Genomic DNA, 19,648 nt, shown 5'->3' with positions numbered 1-19,648 from the left:
CACGCAATAAGCAGCATAACGGATGAGATGCGGTTCATAATACAATTTTGATGGTAGTTTATCATGGTGATGAAAATCCTCCATACCTTACCCCCATGTCTCCCACCAGTAAGGGTCACAGGATAAATCACCGCAGTATTATCCTGGAGGGTTGGCAATTTGCTCTGTCATCTCCTTTGATAGTAACTTTGAAATTTGGGATTTTGGTTTACCTTCCGGCGCTTCTGTCCAGAAGAGCTACAAATATCCTGTATGCCAAGGTTAAACTTAATCTCAAATCCTTTGGCTACTTTGATGCACAATTGTTTGACTCTCTCAATAAAATCCTCATGAAAACTGTTTTAATTGTTGAAGACGATTTGATTAATGCTCGCGTTTTTTCCAAAATTTTGACCAAGCGGGGGGGCTTGAATGTTAAACATACGGAAAATGTGGAAGAAGTCATCAAAATTGCCCAGTTAGGAGAGGCAGACCTGATTTTAATGGATGTTTCTCTCTCAAGAAGCGTTTACCAAGGTCAGTCTGTTGATGGGATCAAAATTACACAAATATTGAAGTCAAACCCAAAAACGGCAAATTTACCTGTAATTCTGGTCACAGCACATGCAATGGAAGGCGATCGCGAGAATTTTTTGCACCAAAGCGGCGCCGATGGCTACATCTCTAAGCCAGTTGTTGACCATCAACAGTTTGTTGAACAAATTATTGCACTTCTTCCCACAGAGATCCACTAATCATTGAGTACTAGCTCAGGAATACTCGCCCAGTAAATACCCAGGGCGAATTCTGGCTGAGATAGTATATATGTACTACTATATGATCATGTATTCACTATCAAGAATTACAAATCAGTTATTAGTTAGTAGTTTTCTTCTGGCTGTAAAGCCGCTTGCATGGGTGGTAATGCTAAGAATTTTTCCGCATCAGATAGTAATCTTTCACCCCAGAGATTTTTCTTGAGGAAATCTAAATTACCATAGCGTTGATCGATGCGCAGTGCTGCTCGTCCCATTGACAGGGCTTGTTGGCGTTTCCCTTGATTATATAGTGCTACTGCTAATGCTAATTGCGGTTCTGCGGCTTGTTTGTCCATCTTCACTGAAGCTTGCCATTGCTGGATTGCAGTGTCAATATCCCCCTGTTCGTATTTGATTAAGCCAATATTATTAGTCGCCGGCCAGAAATTTTGATTTTGAGACAAGGATTTATTGTAGTGGGCGATCGCTTCTGGTAATCGACCTAACATATAGTAAGCATTGCCCAAATCAAACCATCCTTCAGCGCTGTCGGGTTTTAACTGCAAACCCTTGTGGTAATGCGCCGCTGCTGCTTGGTAATTTTCCTGTTGGAAATGAGCCGAACCCAAAGTAAACACAATATCAGGATTTTTGGGATTGAGAGATTGGGCTTTTTCCAATGCAAAAATGGCTGCTTCAAAGTTCTCGGACTGTAAATGTAAACTGCCTAATAAAACCCAGACCTTATCATTCCCCGGAGCCAGTTGAGTCGCCAATCTCGCCCTAGTTAAAGCCAGGTCAAACTGCCGAAACTGTCCGAGTTGAACTGCTTCTTGTGCTAAACGCAACCCTTGTTTTTCTAATTTTTCTGCATCTAGTTGCAATACATGAGGTATCAGTGCCTGTGCGTGAACTGCCCTAGGCATACTCCACAAACTACAGACAACCAGAAGGGAAATTAAACGAATATCTTTAGGCACACCAACGCCTCCTAGCCGTAAATCAAGGAATCTTTCAGCTAGCTTAAACGATCTCTGCTGGAGAAGAAAGACACACTGGAGTTTGAGAACACATTATAGCCTATTTCAGGTCAATAAAATATACGGTCAGATGGCTTTGTGTTGTGCTAGGGCACAAGAGCAGTTGAGCAGAGCAACAAAATTACGACTTTAGCTGAAGACATAAACAAAGATTAAAATGTAATATAAAGAAAGATTAAGCAACTATCAGGCTAAATTCCAGTCTGGTTGTTTAGCTGATGGATAAATAAATATTGACAATTGATTCCAGATGTGCTTTAAAATCCCGCACTTACTCAGGTGATTAAGGCTAAGTGATATTCGTAGGCTATTCTTATTTATGGTTACGCAAGTAGAAGTTCCCTTCCTGGGCAAAGTTAAATATCCATTCCGCTGGGCAATTGGGTTAATAGCAGTGAGTTCTTTAGCTGTGGGTACAACTGTTACCTATAATCTGATCACTCAAAGAACTAATGAACAAGATATTACCCAATTAACTGTCCCCGTAGAAGCACAAAATGTGACTTTGCGAATTGCAGCCAGTGGTAAGGTAGTGCCAGTTCAAAGTGTGAATATTAGTCCCAAAAACCCCGGTGTGCTGGCACAATTATATGTAGAACAAGGCGATCGCGTGAAACAAGGGCAAGTTTTAGCCCGGATGGATGTGGGTGATATCCCCGCCCAAATCCTCCAATATCGCGCTAATTTAGCCCAAGCCCAGGCGCAGTTAGATCAAGCCCGTGCGGGGAGTCGTTCTCAAGAAATTGCCCAAGCCCAAGCCCGTTTAGCCCAAGCCCAGGCGCAGTTAAATCAAGCCCGTGCGGGGAATCGTTCTCAGGAAATTGCCCAAGCTCAAGCCCAGGTAGATTCAGCCCAAGCTTTGGTAAATCTTACACAATCGCGGGTAACTAGATACGGGGAATTACGGCAGCAAGGGGCAATTGCTCAGGACCAATTAGAACAATATGTTACCGACCACCAAAGGGCAAAAGCGGCTTTAGCAGAAGCACAAAAACGCTTGTCACTATTGGAAAGTGGTAGCCGCAATGAAGAAATTGCGGTCAGGGAAGCCGCAGTCACCGAGGCTAAAGCTGCATTGATTCTGCTACAACAGGGTACTCGTCCGGAGGAAATTGCTCAACGTCAAGCTGCAGTTAAAGCCGCTGAAGCTCAAGTTAAAGCAGCAGAAGTGCGCTTACAAGATAGTGTGATTCGTGCGCCTTTCTCTGGAATTGTCACTCAGAAATACGCTAACGTGGGAGCTTTTGTTACTCCCACAACTTCCGCTTCTACTAGTGCATCGGCGACTTCTAGTTCTATTGTCGCAGTTGCAAGGGGTTTAGAAGTACTCGCTCAAATCCCAGAGGTGGATCTTGGCAGAATTGAACAGGGACAGCAGGTAGAAATTGTCGCTGATGCTTATCCAGATCAAGTTTTTCAGGGTCATGTGCGCCTCATCGCTCCCGAAGCGGTGGTAGAACAAGGTGTAACGTCTTTTCAGGTGCGGGTGGCGCTGGATACGGGTACAGAAAAACTGCGCTCTGGTTTAAATGTGGATTTGACTTTCTTGGGCGATCGCATTAGTGATGCTTTAGTGTTACCGACAGTAGCAATTGTCACGGAACAGGGGAGAACTGGGGTATTAGTAGCAGATGAGAAAAATCAACCCAGTTTCACCGAAGTGACCATCGGGGCGCAAATCGCCGACCAAACTCAAATTTTACAGGGGGTAAAACAAGGCGATCGCGTGTTTGTCAACCCACCACCAGACTACAACAGGAGGGGGAATAACCGATGAATTTCCTAGAAAGTATACAAATGGCGGGTAAAACCCTACTTTCTAATAAATTGCGTAGCGCCCTGACTATGTTGGGGATTGTCATCGGGAATGCTTCAGTAATTACCATGATGGGAATCGGGGAAGGTGGACAAAGGTTTGTTAACCAGGAATTAGAATCTTTAGGACCGAATGTATTATTTGTAATTCCTGGGAATCGCGCCACTATGCGCATATCTAGGGATGTGCCCAAAACTTTAGTTTATGAAGATGCAAAGGCGATCGCCAATCAAGTACCAACAGTAGCAGCAGTTGCAGGGGAGTTAAATAGTCGGGAGGTAGTCACATACCGTAACCAAAACACAAACGTCAATATCATTGGTACAACTCCCTCGTTTTTGAAGGTTCGTGACTTTGAAACTGCTATGGGGCGATTTTTCACTGACCTAGATATGAGACGCAATAACCAAGTTGTGGTTCTAGGTGCTGAGTTAGCAGAAAGACTATTTGGGAATAGGAACCCCGTCGGTGAGCAGTTGCGGATTAAAAATGCTAGTTTTCAAATCATTGGGGTACTGGAAAGTAAAGGCTCAAATCTAGGTGTGAATTACGATGAAGCAGCGGTAATTCCACTGATGACCATGGCTAACAGAATTGTGGGGCGCACTTCTCCCTACGGATTAGAGTTAACTTATCTTGTGGTTTCGGCTAAAAATGCCGAGAGTGTGGATGCAGCTAAGTTTCAAATTACTAATTTACTGCGGTTGCGGCACAAAATTACTGGGGAGGATGATTTCACTATCAATACCCAAAAGGATGCTTTACAAACCGTCGGCCAAATTACTGGCGCATTAACTATTATGCTGGCGGCGATCGCTAGTATATCTTTATTTGTCGGTGGTATTGGCATTATGAATATTATGTTAGTTTCCGTGACCGAACGCACCCAAGAAATCGGACTGAGAAAGGCCATCGGTGCTACCCAACAAGATATTCTAGTTCAGTTTATGATTGAAGCTGTAATTGTTTCGGTTATGGGTGGTGTGGTTGGGACTGCAATCGGTGTCAGCAGTATTCTACTAGTAGCAGCAATCACCCCCTTAGAAGCGGCAATTTCTCCTAGTGCAATTGCGACAGTTGTTCTTGTATCCGGTGGTGTTGGTTTATTTTTTGGTGTAGTTCCGGCCCGTCGTGCGGCTCAACTTGACCCCATTGTGGCTTTAAGAAGTGCTTAATGTCTGTGATACCTTCCCTGTTCCCCATTCTATGAAAAATACCATCGCAATTACCGATGATCTTGGTGCTCATCCCCCAACCCCATCAGCAATTATTCGCCTAGAAAATATCTTTAAAATTTACGGGAGTGGAGAAACGGAAGTTAAAGCACTCAATGATGTGAATTTGACCATCAATGAGGGGGAATATTGCTCAATTATGGGGCCCTCTGGTTCTGGTAAATCCACAGCTATGAATATTATTGGCTGTTTGGATCGCCCGACAACGGGACGTTATTACTTAGATGGCCTGGATGTAGCAAGAATGAATGATGGTGAGTTGGCAAAAATTCGGAATATCAAACTGGGGTTTGTGTTCCAACAGTTCCATTTATTACCTCAACTCACAGCATTAGAAAACGTCATGTTACCAATGGCATATGCTGGTGTCAACCCCACGGAAAGACGCGATCGCGCCAGGGAAGCATTAATCAAGGTTGGTTTAGAAAAACGCCTGAATAACAAACCCACTCAATTATCAGGGGGACAGCAGCAACGGGTGGCGATCGCCCGTGCTATTGTCAATCGTCCCGTTGTCTTGCTAGCTGATGAACCCACCGGCGCTCTGGATTCTCAAACCACCCAGGAAGTTTTAGATATTTTCACCGAATTAAATCGCAGTGGAATTACGGTGATTATGGTCACCCATGAGTCAGAGGTGGCGCGTCAAACCCAGCGGATTATTTGGTTTCGTGATGGCGCTGTGGTTCACAACCATTTGACACCAGAGGACTTAACCGCAGTCACTATGTCTTAGATGATGTTTGTCAAGTCATGATTAGTGTATCAACTATTGTTTTACCCCACCCTAACCCTCCCCTTGTAAAGGAGGGGACTGGATTTTATTGTTTTTTGTGTGTTCGGTGTGTTCTTTAACCCCACCCTAACCCTCCCCTTGTAAAGGGAGGGGACTGGATTTTATTGTTTTTTGTGTGTTCGGTGTGTTCCCTGTTCGGTGTGTTCCCTGTTCCCTAAGATAAAAATTACCTGTTTAATACTTGACAAACAACCTTTTAGATTGAGGATATAGGGCAGTTATTAAGTAAATCAACCACACAGCTTAATATTATAAATCTTGTGGGGTGGGCATCTTGCCCGCCCTTGTCTATGAATCCATGCACACAAGGAGAGGATTATGTTAATGGTTGATGCAGGGTTCGCAAAAAAAATATTGATGTCCCTCTCACTAATTCCAGCCATTTTCATTGAACCGTCAACCGTCAACCGTCAACCGTCAACAGTCAACAGTCAACCGTCAACCGTCAACAGTCAACAGTCAACAGTCAACAGTCAACAGTCAACAGTCAACCGTCAACAGTCAACCGTCAACCGTCAACCGTCAACCGTCAACCTTATCCATTAAGTCTGCTGCTTCTGCTAAAAGTTGTTGTTGTTCTGCTTGAATGACTTCTAAACGTTTGGAGATTTGAGCTAATCGCTGATGTTTGTTGTTATCGAGAGTTTCAGAGTTTATAGGTAAATTTTTTAGTGTATTATCTAATTTAGAATCTATCACTGATTGAAGAGCAAAACCTGTAAATTTAGTCAAAGAAACAAAGCTAACTTTAATCACAGACAAAATTAATTTAACTGGAATTTGGAGTAACGACCAACTAGCTGTTTCAATCAGGCGGACAATGACTTTAATAATGCTCCAAATCAAAGCGATCGCAAACAGCAAAATCACTATAGTGACAATCGGGTGACTAGCAGCCCAGACCAAGAGATGAAGGAACCGCAAAAATCCAGGGTGTTGAGTCAGCCAATTATTTACAGAATCAGTCACAACAGTTTGCAATGCTGATGATGTAGTATTTTTGATTTGTTCAGCACTTTGCAAGGTTTCGTCTACAGAGTCTTTAACTTTTTGGAAAGTATTAATAACTGTATCAACTACTTCACCTGTCTGTTTACTTGCTGTTGCTTTTAAAGACTCACTAAACTGCTGTTTTGAGTTAGCTATTGAGTCAACACCTTGGTTAAGCACATTTTTAGTTGCTTTCCAACGTTCTGTAATTTCTGGGGATAAATTTATTAGGTATTGGCGCGATCGCACCCGGACGATTTCCCCTGCTGCAAGGTCAGTCACTGGCTTTTGGTAACCTCCACGTGCTGTTTATACAAAAAAAAAGCGAGAAAAATTCTCGCGATAATAAACAGAAGATTATTATACATCTTTTGGTAAGCAATCCGGGGAATAAATTCCCCGTCTGAAAGCAAAAATCCTCCCAAGAGGATTGATGAAAATGTTCAAACGCTTGGCTTTAGTTTCTATTCGATTGATGTCCCCAGCGAGTGGGGAAAACAGAGGAAAAAAGCAAATGAGCTTAACTTTTGACGTTTCCATTCGATTAGTCTCCCCAGCGAGTGGGGACAAGGATAAGTGTCGTGGTCAGCCAAGAAGACCTTGTTTCCATTCGATTAGTGTCCCCAGCGAGTGGGGACCTATTCTTTCAAAGTTATTCCACAAGCTGACAAGCTCGTTTCCATTCGATTAGTGTCCCCAGCGAGTGGGGACTAGAGGACTAAGCATGAATATTCGTGATCTCGTCCGGGCATACGTTTCCATTCGATTAGTGTCCCCAGCGAGTGGGGACGGTAGGTACGTATATCGCTGATCACTACAGCATCAAGAAGTTTCCATTCGATTAGTGTCCCCAGCGAGTGGGGACTAGTGGAGTGGGCGAACTACGTCCATCACTGGAGAATGTTTCCATTCGATTAGTGTCCCCAGCGAGTGGGGACTGCACTACAGTTCTGCCCCATGGTAGAAGGTGAAAGGTTTCCATTCGATTAGTGTCCCCAGCGAGTGGGGACTATTTGGGCAGATACCCAAAAGCTCATCAAGAGGTCAGTTTCCATTCGATTAGTGTCCCCAGCGAGTGGGGACGAAAATAGCATGAAAACTCAAACACAACAACAAGGTTTCCATTCGATTAGTGTCCCCAGCGAGTGGGGACTCTACAGGAGCTTCTGTGGTCAAGTCGTTCACACCGTTTCCATTCGATTAGTGTCCCCAGCGAGTGGGGACCCTTCCATTTTAAACACAGTCCCAGTAAGAAGTCTAGAGGCACTTTCCGAGGTTCAAGAAACTTAACGGCTGAAATGGGATTTAGCATAGTAATTAAACGGCTGAAACTCTTACATAGCAAGCGACCGAGGTTCGGAACGGGAAAATAATCATTTCAGCGATTTTGATTGAACCTCCGTGGCGGGTTGCTAGTGCATTCTAGCAATCCGGGGAATGAATTCCCCGTCTGAAAGCGAAAATCCTCCCAAGAGGATTGATGAAAATATTCAGACAATTTCTCATCGGTTTCAACCGATTTCCGCTATTAGCCCGGAAATTGATTTCCGGGCGGTTGGGGATGTACAGGCGCGTAGCCTGTTTGTTGTTATTTGATTGGTGTCCCCAGGGAGTGGAAAGGTATTTCAACTAGCAAGTTCATGCCTATTTGCTGTTTCCAGTAGTAAAAAATTTATTTTTTAAACAATCTATCTTTAGACAGATGACAAGATTATCTAACTAGTGTAATGGGAATTTCAACATAGAAAACATTGATCAAAAAAGTTGAATTAATCCAAGATTTTTTAGTATTTTTGTGATCCACAAATAACCTAAAATACACGTAATTAGTAATTTTCTGTGTTTATAGGCATTATGCAAATAATAGGACTAACGTATAATTGGCGTATATTCCTGTACTTGTTTTTGACAGCAATAAATTTGTTTATCCATCAGCCTGTAAATGCAGAGTTTGTGGATTGTAGTAGAGCAGATCAAGAACCATCCAAATTTCATAGAACTATCATATTAGATAAATTTGGTATTTCAATGACAATACCTGCTAACCATAGAGCTATGGCAAGAGATAATGGCACGGTAGAAATTCTTGATGGGGCAACTTATGATAGGTGGGTATGTCTTACTCAAAACCCAAGAGCCGACGGTGCGGGAGGATACTACGGAATAACAGTCTATAAATCGGAAGCATCTTATTTATATCAAAATGTTTGGGATAAAGTACCAGGCAAAGAAAATATGTATATTGTTTGGGAAAAAACTCTCGCAGATCAAGGATTTGGTTTTCATTACATAAAGTTGAGGATAAAAACTAAAAAGGGGTTGGTAGAAATTTATGCTGGTTCGGAATATACCCCACAGACAAACGATGATGTTAAAGCAGCATTACAAGATATTTTGGCAATAGCTGATAACACTGAAATACTTGAGTAAATTAGAGATTTATACATTTCAGGACTTACGCAAAATAGAATGAAAGTAGGGGCAATTCATGAATCACCGGTACAACTAACTGATAAAAAACTAAAAGCCGATCGCACAAATTGCCTTGTAACACTGCTCAGGGGATACCTCCAAATATCGTTGTAAAGTCCCTAAGTCATTGTGTCCACTAATTTCTTGAATATGACGTAGGGGTATCCCGGCGCTGGACATTTGATTTAGTGCGGTTCTCCGGAAGCTGTGAGTACTGACCCCCTCTAACCCCACTCGTTTACTAGCTTCACGGAGAATCTTATCAGCGGAGTACCTTGTTAATCTTTCAGTCACCCCACGCTTACCAGGGAACAGAAAACCAGGCTTAGGAGCATAGTCCTTTAGAAAATCAGCTAAGGTGGGGGGAATAATTAAGCATTAGGTAAAAAGTCCGTGGGGAATGAACCCACAATCGGTTCAACCAGTCCGGGGAATGAATTCCCCGTCTGAAAGCAAAAATCCTCCCAAGAGGATTGATGAAAATATTGAGGTGATTTCTAATCGGTTTCAACCGATTTCCGCTATTAGCCCGGAATTTGATTTCCGGGTGGGTGGGGATGTACAGGCGGAAACGCAAACTCAAACTCAAATTCTACCTCTAACCCGTTTCCATTCAAATAGTGTCCCCAGCTAGTGGGAAACTCACTGTAAGCGATCGCACTCCGATAATTTACAAGCTTTTTCTTTCAGTTCTTGTAGGAACATAAGAGGTTATTTTACTACGATTTAGGTTTGATCTCAAATTCAAGTTTTGAACGATAGAAACAAACATCAAATTCCATAAAGAAATTAGTTTGTCCCAAAATTAAGGGTGCATTTGGTTTATTCACCCATGCAAAGGCCAAATTAACTGATGGAAATTCACCTATTTCAGCAGTAGCAAAAAATGGCATAGCTGCTTGACTGAGATTACCTGCTAATTGGATAATTGCCTTTCTACTATCCCAGATTCCACCTAACTCAAGCCCTATTTCATAAGGTAAAACGTTTATAGTAGCACCACTATCTACTAAACCCAACACTTCTATTATTTGATCACCTTTACGTAAAATTAAGGGAAGTCTGGGTAAGCTATCAAATTCATTTTGACTGGGATCTGTTGTTGAATATTTCAACCGCATAAACGTTAATCATTAGCAATAGACTGATTTAGTTGTTCCATGAGGATTTTTCCAGCACCGAAGCTGTTATCAGGAGTTGCTAGGTAATATGTTTTGAATGGTTCTAAGGGAGAAATATCTTCTGTAGAGTCTAACTCTTCTGCAAGAATGCGAATTAATTTGAGTTTTTCGGATGCTGAAAGTTGTTGAATTGATGGTAGTAATTCGGTTAGTGTCATATTTTGCTTGTGAGGAGTGTTATCTTATTATATTGTATTGTAGCTGGAAGCAATACAATGAATTGATTATCGTTTCAACCGGTCCGGGGAATAAATTCCCCGTCTGAAAGCAAAAATCCTCCCAAGAGGATTGATGAAAATATTCAGAGGATTTCTAATCGGTTTCAACCGATTTCCGCTATTAGCCCGGAAATTGATTTCCGGGTGGGGATGCACAGTCGGCGTAGTCTGTTCGTTTTTATTTGATTAGTGTTCCCAGGGAGTGGGAACCTTTTACACTATTTTCGCGGATCACGATAATCAACAACGAGATAACCATTACACTTGTTTCGCGATGATTTGTGCGATCGCACTGGTGACTAAGGGGTACAGTAAGTAACAATACTTATAAATTAGTCCCTGGCAATTAACTTCGCAATTTGCTAAGATTGCTCTATACCAAATCTCAAGGTTAACTTCTTCTTATTAATTAAGTAAGATTTTTCTTTTCTTGAGTAGCAACAAACAGAGCAAGAAATAAAGCAATACAGATGGAGCCTGATTATGTGTACTTTTTTGAACCCAAAAAATTATGCGAATTATTACAGAAACGCGGCTAAATCAAGCTTGTGAAAAGCACCCAGATGCGAAAGCCAGTATACAAGCTTGGAAAAAACTTGTAAAATTCCAAAGATGGAATAGTTTTACAGATATTAAAACTACTGTACCTTTTGCAACTGACCAAGTTAGAAACTTCGTAGTTTTTGATATCGGAGGTAATAAATATAGATTAATAACCTGTATTAATTACAATAAAAAAACTATATATATTCGTGATTTTCTGACTCATGCAGAGTATAGTAAAAATAACTGGAAGAATGATGAATGGTTTCGTAGCTAACTTTGGATAAAATCCTTCTGTTAAAAAACAGATATTTAATCTTACTAAATATCTAGTTGATCAACCAAACAACACCATGAAGGGAAAATGTTAGATCAAAACACTATCTACAGACAATTAATTATGTCTTTTCCTCCTCGGGTCATACAATCGGAAGAAGATTTGGAGAAAACTCAAGCAGTTGTCGATCAACTTCTGGATCAAGGAAGATTAACCGAATCGGAAGAAGATTATTTAGATTTATTGGGAATTTTAATCCATGAATATGAGCAACAGAAAGATTTGGTTTCTGATATTTATGGAGTAGAGCTTATCCAAGTTCTGATGGGAGAATTAAACCTCAAGCAAAAAGATTTAGTTTCTATCTTTAAAACTGAGTCAATTGTTTCTGAGGTACTCAATGGTAAACGTAAATTAACTGTGGAACATATCCAAAAACTTGCCGAATTTTTCCAAGTTTCACCTGCTGTATTTTTCCCAGAAAATCCATTACAGCAAATTTTATCAGATGCTGCTTAAAGTTTATCTATCCAAGCGTTTACTAAGTGAAAATGCGTATAAATATACCCACCCAAGAATTACTCTTTATACAGCACTTTTCAAGTAAATAAAGTACACACCTTAATATCATAAATCCTGTGGGGTGGGCATCGGTGCCCGCCCTTGTACCTACTCAGATAAAATGCGCTGTAGATACCCGATAGCGATCGCAATAGTTACCTAACAACAGTCTAGAACTCGGATAACTTCTGGTAGTTCCTGGGGATGGTTAATTAAAATATATGGTTCTTGTTTAGCTAAAGCTTCTGGAGAATTAAAACCCCAAGTGACAGCGATAACTTTAATATTGGCTTTTTTCGAGGCTTCTATATCCCTGGTTTCGTCCCCCACATAAATTACTGCTGTAGGGTCGAGTTGTTTCTGTTTTAATACATTATTAATTATAGTTGTCTTACCAAAGATTGTCACCCCTGAATGAATAAATTCAAACAAGTGATTTAATTGGTTGTTGCTCAAAAATGCTGTGACGTTTTCTGGAGAATTAGATGTAATGATTCCTAGTCTATAACCTTGACTATGGAGTGTTGCTAAAACTTCAGAAATACCCGGTATAGGTTTTAATTCCGAGATTTTGGCTTTTAATTCTCCCTTAACTTTTTTGAGGAGGAAGGGAATTTTCAACATAGAGACACCAGAGTATTTAATAATTTCCCTAGAGGTAAAATTTCTCAGCAGGGCTAAATCCTCTGGAGTAATTTGGATATAACCAAACTCTCCAGCTAAACGATTGGCGATAGTCACCAGAGCATCTACTGTATCCGCAATTGTGCCATCAAAATCAAAAATAATTACTTTGTGGGTCATTCTTTAGGTGGGGATACGTCAAGATTAGCACGAGCATTTCTTCTGAACATTTCTGGCTTAATCCGCCGCAAGGCTGAAGCAGGAAATCGTTTTTCCCACTCTTGGTGGGATATATTGGCTAATTCTAGCAGATGGGGGGCAATATTACCAGGATAAGGCCGAAAATCAGCTACATCTGTTATTTGAGCAAAACGCTGATTCCACGGACAAACATCTTGACAAATATCGCAACCTGCTACCCAGCCTTGTAAATTGGCTGATATGGTCTCTGGTAATGTTTGGGAACGATTTTCAATGGTATGATAGGCTATGCACCGATTGGCATCCACTACAAAGGGTTGGGTAATTGCACCTGTGGGACAGGCTTCTAAGCAACGAGTACAGGTACCACAGTGTTCTGTGTGTGGGCGATCGCTCTCTAGTTCTAGATTAGTCAATATCTCCCCTAAAAACACCCAGGAGCCATATTCCCTAGTGATGACATTACCATTTTTACCAATCCAACCGATCCCCGCTCGTTGCGCCCAGAGTTTATCTTGTACTGGGCCTGTGTCTGCATAATATCTGGCTTGAATAGTTGTATCTAGTGATTGTAACCAAGTAGTCAAAGCTTTGAGCTTTTTGTGCATGACCCGATGATAGTCTCTACCCCAGCCATAACGAGATATTTTAGCATATTCTTCACCTTCAGGACGTTGATCTGGTGTGTAGTAGTTGAGGGCGACACATACAAGCGATCGCACTTCTGGCATAACTAAGGTAATATCTTGACGCTTGGGGTTATTCATCCATTCCATATCGGCGTGATAACCCAGATTTACCCATGTTTGTAACCTCTGGGCGTTTGTATCATCTACCTCCTTGACAGCAGTGATCCCTACTTTGTGAAATCCCAACTCTCTGGCTTTAGCTTTAACTGTACTGCTGCTAGGTAGGGAATATTGATCCATGTTTGGTGAATCGGCTCCGCTATTATGGGCAAGTTATTTATACATTATCTGTTAAAAACCTTTGTTAAACATTTCTTAATATACCTATATGTAAAAATTATTTGATTTTTGTTAAGAAATCATGCATTATGTAAATTAAGCGGTAAAGTGAGCCTCCAGCTTCCTACCTGCGTACTTCCATTAACCAACTGTGGTAATATCATGACATTCACTTCTGATTCAGCTTCAACCAGCTTATCTAACGCTTTAAATCAGAGTAATCAGTCCGCTGATGCTGTTAACTCCACAACTGCTGTGTTCCAAAGTCTGAGCGCAGATGACCAGCTAGCAGTGCTATGGTATGCCTATACAGAAATGGGACGTTCTATTACACCAGCAGCTACAGGTGTGGCTCGTTTACAGTTAGCTGAGGGTCTGCTAAGTCAAATCAAGCAGATGTCTTATGCAGAGCAGTTAGATGTCATGCGTGACTTAGTTGCTCATAAAAATACTCCAATTTGCCGTGCCTACGGTATCCTCAGCAATAATACAAAGTTGGCTTTCTGGTATGAATTATCAGAATTAATGGTAAAACACTTGGTTATACCCATGCCAGTTGGTTATCAATTCTCTCGTGATGGTGTACAGGTACTTGAAGCTATCAAGGTATTAGATTTTGGTCAGCAAATATCTGTTCTGCGCAAGGTAGTAGCTGATATGGGCGTTGATCCCTTCGCAGAATAATTCTACCTGATAATATTTGCTGATTTAAGGTAAAAAATATGGCAGCAGGTAAATGTAAGGTCGCCGTTACCAGAAAACTCGAATTTCAATCGGAATTTCTTGATGGCATCACTGAACCCACTATACTGCGTTACTTTGCAACTCTCAACGCCGGGGAATTTGACACAACCGCAGACCTATTCGCCGATGATGGCGTAATGTATCCGCCCTTTGAATCTCCTATTGTGGGACGAGAGGCGATCGCCATGTATTTGCAACAAGAAGCTGAAAATGTCAAAGCTTTTCCTGTTCAAGGAATTGTCCAAACCTTACCTAATGACCAAGTTCAATTTCAAGTCACAGGTAAAGCTCAAACTTCTTGGTGTAGTGTCAACGTCACCTGGGTATTTATCCTCAACTTACAGCAGCAAATTATCGCCACTAAAATTAAACTCTTAGCTTCTCCCCAAGAGTTGCTCAGTTTACGTCGGGAAGATTAGCCTATTTTTTCGTAGCGGCGGTTTGTGCCAAGGAGCGCAGTAACAATCTGCGACCTAAATCAATATCTGACGGCGCACATTGCCAATCTGGGTGTGCCGTCATCAATAAACTATCTAAAGTTTCTTGATCAAACAGATGCCAAATAGGAGCGCCATTAATTTCACCTTCCACAGCATAACAGTTAGGACTAGTACAGTAAATTGTGGCAGCACTGGCAATTCTATTTACCGTCATCTGTTCCCCTGGCTGCAAACAGCGAAACTCTTTTATAGCCTGTTTCAACTCACTTATTGAGGAAACTACTAACCCAGGTATAGCTATTGTTACATTTTTGTCCCCATTCACTGCCACCCAGTAATGACGACTGGGGTCGATACCTTCTAGCCAAGGCGATTCATCATCAAGGCGATAGCGTGGGGACAAACAAAATAAAGCTGCCATAGATTTCGTCATAACTTTGGTTTACTGGTGATTTTTGACCCACTTAACAATCCTGGGTGTTGTGGGGCTATGCCACGAGGTTTTTTTGGTTGGATATTGACTGTTAGAGTTGCTAATATCTTCAGTATTTAGTAATTAGTAGTGATAAATCAAATAAAGTTAGCAAAAATTATTAACTAACTTAATATTTCTTCATATATATTGGTTGAGGACTGAGGAGAAATCATCAAAAAACCCACCCGATTACCTAGCTTCTTCTTGATAAGCAGACACTGTTAACCCAGCAATCCATCACGCAAAGCACGTACTGCTGCTTGGGTGCGGTCATCAGCACCTAGCTTACTCAAAATATTTCTGACATGACTTTTCACAGTTCCCAGGCTAATATCAAGTTGTTGTGCAATCATGCAATTAGTACAACCGTCCACCATGAGGCGTAATACTTGTATTTCCCTGGGTGAGAGGTTATAAGCCGCGGTATTGTTCTTCTCACCCTGAGAATTTGGTAAAATATTTTGCTCATCTGGTCGTAATTGGGTATTTCTTTGTGCTGCTTGTAAGACAATCCCGGCGATCGCTGGATCAATCCAACAATTACCCTCGTAAGTGTTCCGTAAGGCTACCACTAAAGTATCAAAGTCAACATACTTCGTACAATAAGAGTCTGCGCCCGCAGCAAAAGCAGCCATTACAGATTCTGGATGATTGTCAACCGTGAGAATCAGCACTTTTGTATGTAAATTTTCTCCAGTAGAGAGCGCTTTGAACTCTTGTGTGAGTTGAATACCATCCTTGTCTGGTAAACCAATATCAATAATCGCAATATCTGGTTGTACCTTTTTTAGCATTTCCAGACCTGTCACCCCATTTGCAGCTTCTCCTACAACTACAATTTCCTCCTTTTGCTCTAAAAGTGTCCTAATCCCCAGACGAATCAGTTGATGATCTTCAACGATCGCAACACGAATTTTACAAATTTTATTCATATTCAAATTAGGCAGTACAATATACGAGCTTAACTTAACAATAGATATTTCTTTAGTAAATAACTTTCATATTATTCTGCTGTTCACAACATAATTATTTTTTTGCTCAATCAAAAAAAATCTGATAGACTAACGGTCGAAATAATGCTGTTTGATTCCTATTCAAAATTAGGCTATGTTGAACCCGCCTCAAGAGTTTTTGGTACTGGGAATACCAGTTCATATTGTGACTAACTATCCTGCTTGGCTGCTGGAATCCCTACGACAGAGCAGAGGTGCTCATGTAGTGACCCTGAATGCAGAAATGACCATGCAAGCAAAAAAGAATCCCACCCTGGCCCAATCCATTAAAAATGCCGATTTAGTAATTCCAGATGGTGCAGGGGTAGTTTTGTATTTACAGTGGCTTTTATGGCAAAAAGTGCAACGTTGTCCTGGAATTGAACTAGCAGAAACCCTGCTACAAGAACTGGGACAACAGCAAACAGATACAAAAATTTTTTTCTATGGCGGCGCTCCCCAAGTCGTTGTCAAAGCCAAGGAATTTTGGCAGCAACAAATCCCCAGCTTAAACTTAGTAGGTACTCATTCTGGCTACCACACTTTAGAGGAAGAACAGGAATTAAAACAAACTCTCAGGCAATTGCAGCCACAAGTAATTTTTGTAGGTTTGGGAGTCCCACGTCAAGAGTTATGGATTGCCAAAAATCGTCATTTGTGTCCCCAAGCAATTTGGATTGGTGTTGGTGGTAGCTTCGATATTTGGTCGGGGGGTAAAACTCGCGCTCCTGCCTGGTTGGCAAATAATAACTTAGAATGGCTATATCGCCTATATCAAGAACCCTGGCGTTGGCGGCGGATGTTGGCTTTGCCGGAATTTGCTCTCAAAGCTTTGATTTATCGCGTAACTGCAAAGGGTGGTATCTAGGTATTAAGCTAATTTTCTCAAGAAACCGAAACCTGAGACTTGGTAGATAGAGGAAGCAAAGTTTTAATTTGCCTGGATGCTAGAGGCTGTAATCTATCTAAAGCCTGTAAACTGTCTAAAACCGCATCTTTGATCACTGTTTCTTGCTCCTGAATCAGTAATAGCTGTAAGCACTCAATCACCTCTTGTTGCATCTTGTGATCAATGTTGTGATTAGTGATAATTTTAGTTATTTGTCTAATCGTAATTAAACGCTTTAAGGGATCTTCTACTGTTAAATTAACTAATAACTCATCAAGGTTATTTTGCTCTTGTCTCCCATATAAACTCAGGATTTGCCAGCTCAATAAAATTAAAGTTAATAAGGTTGCTAAACCTTGGAAAATGGCACCAGTCGCAATCCAGGAACTTTTGGAGTCAACCCAGATAGCAGCAGCCATGTATGTGCTTATAGTGGCAATACCTCCACTACCCACCGCTAAGGTAAAACGAGAATTAGGACTATTTAGTAACCGCCATACCCGCGATAAGTGTAATTGCCAGTCCCATTGCTGCATTGAGTAAACTAATAACATTACCCCAACCCCAACTATCAGGGCTAAGAGTAGTTTCCAGTTCCACAACAGCATGGCCACCACAATTGTGAGAAAGCCCAGAATACCCCCCGGTCCGGAAAAGGGCTGAAAACCCCTGTGTTTGTACCCTCTTGTTGTCAACTCTTTTAGAGGTGACCATTGGAGAACCTGTGTAATTACTTTAAAAAAAAATGAAGCCTTTGCCATACTCTTGGTCAAAAATCTCTAATATGAAGATAGCTATCAAAAAAATAGCACAAGGGGCAGAAAAATCATTTATGACAGTGGCCAGAGGTGGAAATTTACCGCCTGACTCATAATTAAAATTGTGGCCTGTCTGGATTTAAAAGGACAGCGCTACAATTATTACATGAATCTAATCAATACTTATGTTTCAGCCACAGGGATTTGAGCAACGCTCCATAATGACCTCACTGGGTAAGATGGTTTATTATACTGCCACTAGCTCACCTTGGCAGAATGGAGCTGCAACAGATGAGAAGGAAACTTTGGTTTTCTTACATGGCTTTGGTGGTGGCTCTTCTGCTTATGAGTGGTCAAAGGTTTATCCGGCTTTTGCTGCGGAGTATCGCATTCTAGCACCGGATTTAATCGGTTGGGGGAGGTCTGAGCACCCACCCCGGAACTATATGATTGATGATTATCTGACCACGATTCGGGAGTTTTTACAGCAAACTTGTACAGGATCTGTGACAGTGGTCGCTTCTTCCCTGACTGCGGCTTTCACAATTCGAGTGGCGATCGCCCATCCCGATTTATTTCGGTCTTTAATTCTAGTCACACCGGCGGGACTATCAGATTTTGGTCAAGACTACTCTCGCAGTATTTTTGCCCAGGTAGTTAGTGTTCCCATCATTGATCGCTTACTTTATACCACTGGAATTGCTACCAGTGGGGGTATTCGCAACTTTTTAGAACAAAGGCAATTTGCCCAGTCTAATCGCATATACGAGGAAATTGTCCAGGCTTATCTGGAATCTGCTCAACAACCAAATGGGGAATATGCAGCCCTGTCTTTTGTCCGTGGTGACTTATGTTTTGATTTGTCCCTTTATATTCAACAGTTGACAACTCCCACTGGGATTATTTGGGGGCAAAAATCCCAATTCACAAGTCCAGAAATTGGTCGTCGTCTAGCCCAGAAGAATCCCCAAGCTATCAGAGTATTTCAGCCATTAGAAAATGTGGGATTAACGCCTCAGTTAGAAGTACCCGCCGTGACTATTGGATTAATTCGACGGTTTTTCACTTTGTTGAATTAGTTGATGTCATCTCCCGCTCTAGCGGGAGATGTTCCCATTAATCTTTAACTCTGACATCGATGACTGTAGAATTGAAGTTATAGTTAAAACCTTCTAGTTCAAAAGTTGTACCTATTTTAACTTTGCTATTACCTAATACTGGTCCAGTGTCAGTAATTTGGGCTTTACCTTCTAAGGTTAAAAGCATATCTGTACTAAAGTTATTAGTTCTAGGATCTGGTAATTCTTTCACAGATCCATCTGGTTGGGAAACTGTCACGGTTCTCGGTAGTAGTTGAACCGATTTGATGCCAATCTGACCGTAGGGTTGATTCCGAATAATCACGTTAGTTTTACCCCCTTTGGTGAATCCAGCCTCAAATAAACGTTGAGGGTCACGCACATTTAAACCGCGAACCGCCAGGTCTACTTCAATGGGTACAGTTTTAGTACCGACTTGGGCAACGGAACCTGTGGTTCCAGGGACAATGAATATACTAACTATAACTAGTAATATTACTAGTCCAGCGCCTAAATCAAGTAAGTTGATTTTACCAAACAATCGTCCTTTGGAATCTAAAATAGCCATCAGAGCTTTTCCTATGAGATAATTTATTAGGAGAATACTGAGAA

The 19,648-nt window shown here is 41.4% G+C and carries 24 protein-coding genes, 1 pseudogene and 1 CRISPR repeat array; of the genes and pseudogenes, 14 read left to right on the top strand and 11 right to left on the bottom strand.

Annotation, left to right across the window (positions count from 1 at the left end):
- Positions 1–329 precede the first annotated feature (329 nt).
- Positions 330–734, top strand: a complete 405-nt coding sequence (locus tag IM676_RS14545) for a response regulator (protein ID WP_200990226.1) — start codon at positions 330–332, stop codon at positions 732–734.
- A gap of 125 nt (positions 735–859) precedes the next feature.
- Here the strand turns inward: IM676_RS14545 and IM676_RS14540 are convergent, their stop codons facing one another.
- Positions 860–1,717, bottom strand: a complete 858-nt coding sequence (locus IM676_RS14540; RefSeq protein ID WP_200987553.1) for a tetratricopeptide repeat protein — start codon at positions 1,715–1,717, stop codon at positions 860–862.
- A gap of 379 nt (positions 1,718–2,096) precedes the next feature.
- On the opposite strand from IM676_RS14540, the gene IM676_RS14535 reads away from it, so the two are divergent.
- The 4 genes from IM676_RS14535 to IM676_RS14520 all read left to right on the top strand — a co-directional run bounded on the left by IM676_RS14535 (position 2,097) and on the right by IM676_RS14520 (position 6,170).
- Positions 2,097–3,554, top strand: coding sequence for an efflux RND transporter periplasmic adaptor subunit (locus IM676_RS14535; RefSeq protein WP_200987552.1), 1,458 nt, complete (start codon positions 2,097–2,099; stop codon positions 3,552–3,554).
- Positions 3,551–4,768, top strand: coding sequence for an ABC transporter permease (locus tag IM676_RS14530; RefSeq protein ID WP_200987551.1), 1,218 nt, complete (start codon positions 3,551–3,553; stop codon positions 4,766–4,768). Before IM676_RS14535 ends, IM676_RS14530 begins: the two co-directional genes overlap by 4 nt.
- A gap of 31 nt (positions 4,769–4,799) precedes the next feature.
- Positions 4,800–5,564 (top strand): ABC transporter ATP-binding protein, encoded by a 765-nt coding sequence (locus IM676_RS14525; protein ID WP_318780253.1) that lies wholly within the window; start codon positions 4,800–4,802, stop codon positions 5,562–5,564.
- Positions 5,565–5,981: 417 nt separating this feature from the next.
- Positions 5,982–6,170 (top strand): hypothetical protein, encoded by a 189-nt coding sequence (locus IM676_RS14520; RefSeq protein ID WP_200987550.1) that lies wholly within the window; start codon positions 5,982–5,984, stop codon positions 6,168–6,170.
- Here IM676_RS14520 and IM676_RS14515 read toward each other — a convergent pair.
- Entirely contained in the window at positions 6,147–6,896 is a 750-nt protein-coding gene (locus tag IM676_RS14515; RefSeq protein ID WP_225880376.1) for a hypothetical protein, read from the bottom strand. The genes IM676_RS14520 and IM676_RS14515 overlap by 24 nt on opposite strands.
- Positions 6,897–7,074: 178 nt before the next feature.
- Positions 7,075–7,838: a CRISPR direct-repeat array (repeat unit 36 nt; unit sequence GTTTCCATTCGATTAGTGTCCCCAGCGAGTGGGGAC).
- 213 nt (positions 7,839–8,051) lie between these two features.
- Here IM676_RS14515 and IM676_RS14510 point away from each other — a divergent pair.
- On the top strand, positions 8,052–8,210 hold the full coding sequence (locus tag IM676_RS14510; protein ID WP_200987549.1) for a hypothetical protein: 159 nt from the start codon (positions 8,052–8,054) through the stop codon (positions 8,208–8,210).
- Between the two features lie 309 nt (positions 8,211–8,519).
- Complete coding sequence (locus tag IM676_RS14505) at positions 8,520–9,044, top strand: hypothetical protein (protein ID WP_225880375.1); 525 nt, start codon at positions 8,520–8,522, stop codon at positions 9,042–9,044.
- A 90-nt stretch (positions 9,045–9,134) separates the two neighbouring features.
- Here the strand turns inward: IM676_RS14505 and IM676_RS14500 are convergent, their stop codons facing one another.
- Positions 9,135–9,455 carry a tyrosine-type recombinase/integrase gene (locus IM676_RS14500; RefSeq protein WP_318780272.1) on the bottom strand — a complete coding sequence of 107 codons (321 nt, stop codon included), beginning with the start codon at positions 9,453–9,455 and terminating at the stop codon, positions 9,135–9,137.
- Positions 9,456–9,519: 64 nt separating this feature from the next.
- Here IM676_RS14500 and IM676_RS14495 point away from each other — a divergent pair, with 64 nt between their 5' ends.
- Positions 9,520–9,720: a hypothetical protein gene (locus tag IM676_RS14495; RefSeq protein WP_200987547.1), complete on the top strand. Its 201-nt coding sequence runs from the start codon at positions 9,520–9,522 to the stop codon at positions 9,718–9,720.
- 85 nt (positions 9,721–9,805) lie between these two features.
- On the opposite strand, the gene IM676_RS14490 is transcribed toward IM676_RS14495, so the two are convergent.
- Together IM676_RS14490 and IM676_RS14485 are read right to left on the bottom strand one after the other, a co-directional pair.
- The gene (locus IM676_RS14490; RefSeq protein ID WP_200987546.1) at positions 9,806–10,207 is read right to left on the bottom strand and encodes a pepsin/retropepsin-like aspartic protease family protein; all 402 of its coding nucleotides are present in this window, start codon (positions 10,205–10,207) and stop codon (positions 9,806–9,808) included.
- A gap of 5 nt (positions 10,208–10,212) precedes the next feature.
- The gene (locus IM676_RS14485; RefSeq protein WP_200987545.1) at positions 10,213–10,425 is read right to left on the bottom strand and encodes a hypothetical protein; all 213 of its coding nucleotides are present in this window, start codon (positions 10,423–10,425) and stop codon (positions 10,213–10,215) included.
- Positions 10,426–10,996: 571 nt separating this feature from the next.
- Here IM676_RS14485 and IM676_RS14480 point away from each other — a divergent pair.
- Together IM676_RS14480 and IM676_RS14475 are read left to right on the top strand one after the other, a co-directional pair.
- Positions 10,997–11,305 (top strand): type II toxin-antitoxin system HigB family toxin, encoded by a 309-nt coding sequence (locus tag IM676_RS14480; RefSeq protein WP_200987544.1) that lies wholly within the window; start codon positions 10,997–10,999, stop codon positions 11,303–11,305.
- 87 nt (positions 11,306–11,392) lie between these two features.
- The gene (locus tag IM676_RS14475; RefSeq protein ID WP_200987543.1) at positions 11,393–11,824 is read left to right on the top strand and encodes a helix-turn-helix domain-containing protein; all 432 of its coding nucleotides are present in this window, start codon (positions 11,393–11,395) and stop codon (positions 11,822–11,824) included.
- Positions 11,825–12,025: 201 nt separating this feature from the next.
- On the opposite strand, the gene IM676_RS14470 is transcribed toward IM676_RS14475, so the two are convergent.
- Positions 12,026–12,670 carry an HAD-IA family hydrolase gene (locus tag IM676_RS14470; protein WP_200987542.1) on the bottom strand — a complete coding sequence of 215 codons (645 nt, stop codon included), beginning with the start codon at positions 12,668–12,670 and terminating at the stop codon, positions 12,026–12,028.
- Positions 12,645–13,620: pseudogene (gene queG / locus IM676_RS14465) on the bottom strand (tRNA epoxyqueuosine(34) reductase QueG). The gene IM676_RS14470 and the pseudogene queG overlap by 26 nt, the downstream one beginning before the upstream one ends.
- Before the next feature lie 201 nt (positions 13,621–13,821).
- On the opposite strand from queG, the gene IM676_RS14460 reads away from it, so the two are divergent.
- Together IM676_RS14460 and IM676_RS14455 are read left to right on the top strand one after the other, a co-directional pair.
- Entirely contained in the window at positions 13,822–14,343 is a 522-nt protein-coding gene (locus IM676_RS14460; protein WP_200987541.1) for an orange carotenoid protein N-terminal domain-containing protein, read from the top strand.
- 38 nt (positions 14,344–14,381) lie between these two features.
- The gene (locus IM676_RS14455; RefSeq protein WP_200987540.1) at positions 14,382–14,822 is read left to right on the top strand and encodes a ketosteroid isomerase family protein; all 441 of its coding nucleotides are present in this window, start codon (positions 14,382–14,384) and stop codon (positions 14,820–14,822) included.
- Between the two features lies 1 nt (position 14,823).
- Here IM676_RS14455 and IM676_RS14450 read toward each other — a convergent pair whose 3' ends face one another.
- The gene (locus IM676_RS14450; RefSeq protein ID WP_200990223.1) at positions 14,824–15,264 is read right to left on the bottom strand and encodes a hypothetical protein; all 441 of its coding nucleotides are present in this window, start codon (positions 15,262–15,264) and stop codon (positions 14,824–14,826) included.
- 275 nt (positions 15,265–15,539) lie between these two features.
- Entirely contained in the window at positions 15,540–16,241 is a 702-nt protein-coding gene (locus tag IM676_RS14445; RefSeq protein WP_200990222.1) for a response regulator, read from the bottom strand.
- A gap of 184 nt (positions 16,242–16,425) precedes the next feature.
- On the opposite strand from IM676_RS14445, the gene IM676_RS14440 reads away from it, so the two are divergent.
- A complete protein-coding gene (locus IM676_RS14440; protein ID WP_200987539.1) occupies positions 16,426–17,178 on the top strand; it encodes a WecB/TagA/CpsF family glycosyltransferase in 753 nt (250 codons plus the stop codon).
- A 17-nt stretch (positions 17,179–17,195) separates the two neighbouring features.
- Here IM676_RS14440 and IM676_RS14435 read toward each other — a convergent pair whose 3' ends face one another.
- Complete coding sequence (locus IM676_RS14435) at positions 17,196–17,960, bottom strand: armadillo-type fold-containing protein (RefSeq protein WP_200987538.1); 765 nt, start codon at positions 17,958–17,960, stop codon at positions 17,196–17,198.
- 182 nt (positions 17,961–18,142) lie between these two features.
- On the opposite strand from IM676_RS14435, the gene IM676_RS14430 reads away from it, so the two are divergent.
- Positions 18,143–19,036 carry an alpha/beta fold hydrolase gene (locus IM676_RS14430; RefSeq protein WP_200987537.1) on the top strand — a complete coding sequence of 298 codons (894 nt, stop codon included), beginning with the start codon at positions 18,143–18,145 and terminating at the stop codon, positions 19,034–19,036.
- A 37-nt stretch (positions 19,037–19,073) separates the two neighbouring features.
- On the opposite strand, the gene IM676_RS14425 is transcribed toward IM676_RS14430, so the two are convergent.
- Positions 19,074–19,604: a DUF4330 domain-containing protein gene (locus IM676_RS14425; protein ID WP_200987536.1), complete on the bottom strand. Its 531-nt coding sequence runs from the start codon at positions 19,602–19,604 to the stop codon at positions 19,074–19,076.
- Positions 19,605–19,648: the final 44 nt, after the last annotated feature.

This window comes from Anabaenopsis elenkinii CCIBt3563 (assembly GCF_015245355.1).
Taxonomy (GTDB): Bacteria; Cyanobacteriota; Cyanobacteriia; order Cyanobacteriales; family Nostocaceae; genus Anabaenopsis; species Anabaenopsis elenkinii.
This window is presented reverse-complemented; position numbering and strand designations above follow the sequence as displayed.

Coding starts and splice junctions, on each gene's coding strand:
- IM676_RS14525 (WP_318780253.1), top strand. CDS start 4,800: ATGAAAAATACCATCGCAATTACCGATGATCTTGGTGCTCATCCCCCA.
- IM676_RS14440 (WP_200987539.1), top strand. CDS start 16,426: ATGTTGAACCCGCCTCAAGAGTTTTTGGTACTGGGAATACCAGTTCAT.
- IM676_RS14430 (WP_200987537.1), top strand. CDS start 18,143: ATGTTTCAGCCACAGGGATTTGAGCAACGCTCCATAATGACCTCACTG.
- IM676_RS14425 (WP_200987536.1), bottom strand. CDS start 19,604: ATGGCTATTTTAGATTCCAAAGGACGATTGTTTGGTAAAATCAACTTA.
- IM676_RS14475 (WP_200987543.1), top strand. CDS start 11,393: ATGTTAGATCAAAACACTATCTACAGACAATTAATTATGTCTTTTCCT.
- IM676_RS14545 (WP_200990226.1), top strand. CDS start 330: ATGAAAACTGTTTTAATTGTTGAAGACGATTTGATTAATGCTCGCGTT.
- IM676_RS14480 (WP_200987544.1), top strand. CDS start 10,997: ATGCGAATTATTACAGAAACGCGGCTAAATCAAGCTTGTGAAAAGCAC.
- IM676_RS14520 (WP_200987550.1), top strand. CDS start 5,982: ATGTCCCTCTCACTAATTCCAGCCATTTTCATTGAACCGTCAACCGTC.
- IM676_RS14490 (WP_200987546.1), bottom strand. CDS start 10,207: ATGCGGTTGAAATATTCAACAACAGATCCCAGTCAAAATGAATTTGAT.
- IM676_RS14435 (WP_200987538.1), bottom strand. CDS start 17,960: ATGGCAAAGGCTTCATTTTTTTTTAAAGTAATTACACAGGTTCTCCAA.
- IM676_RS14450 (WP_200990223.1), bottom strand. CDS start 15,264: ATGGCAGCTTTATTTTGTTTGTCCCCACGCTATCGCCTTGATGATGAA.
- IM676_RS14470 (WP_200987542.1), bottom strand. CDS start 12,670: ATGACCCACAAAGTAATTATTTTTGATTTTGATGGCACAATTGCGGAT.
- IM676_RS14460 (WP_200987541.1), top strand. CDS start 13,822: ATGACATTCACTTCTGATTCAGCTTCAACCAGCTTATCTAACGCTTTA.
- IM676_RS14530 (WP_200987551.1), top strand. CDS start 3,551: ATGAATTTCCTAGAAAGTATACAAATGGCGGGTAAAACCCTACTTTCT.
- IM676_RS14495 (WP_200987547.1), top strand. CDS start 9,520: ATGAATTCCCCGTCTGAAAGCAAAAATCCTCCCAAGAGGATTGATGAA.
- IM676_RS14455 (WP_200987540.1), top strand. CDS start 14,382: ATGGCAGCAGGTAAATGTAAGGTCGCCGTTACCAGAAAACTCGAATTT.
- IM676_RS14510 (WP_200987549.1), top strand. CDS start 8,052: ATGAATTCCCCGTCTGAAAGCGAAAATCCTCCCAAGAGGATTGATGAA.
- IM676_RS14535 (WP_200987552.1), top strand. CDS start 2,097: ATGGTTACGCAAGTAGAAGTTCCCTTCCTGGGCAAAGTTAAATATCCA.
- IM676_RS14485 (WP_200987545.1), bottom strand. CDS start 10,425: ATGACACTAACCGAATTACTACCATCAATTCAACAACTTTCAGCATCC.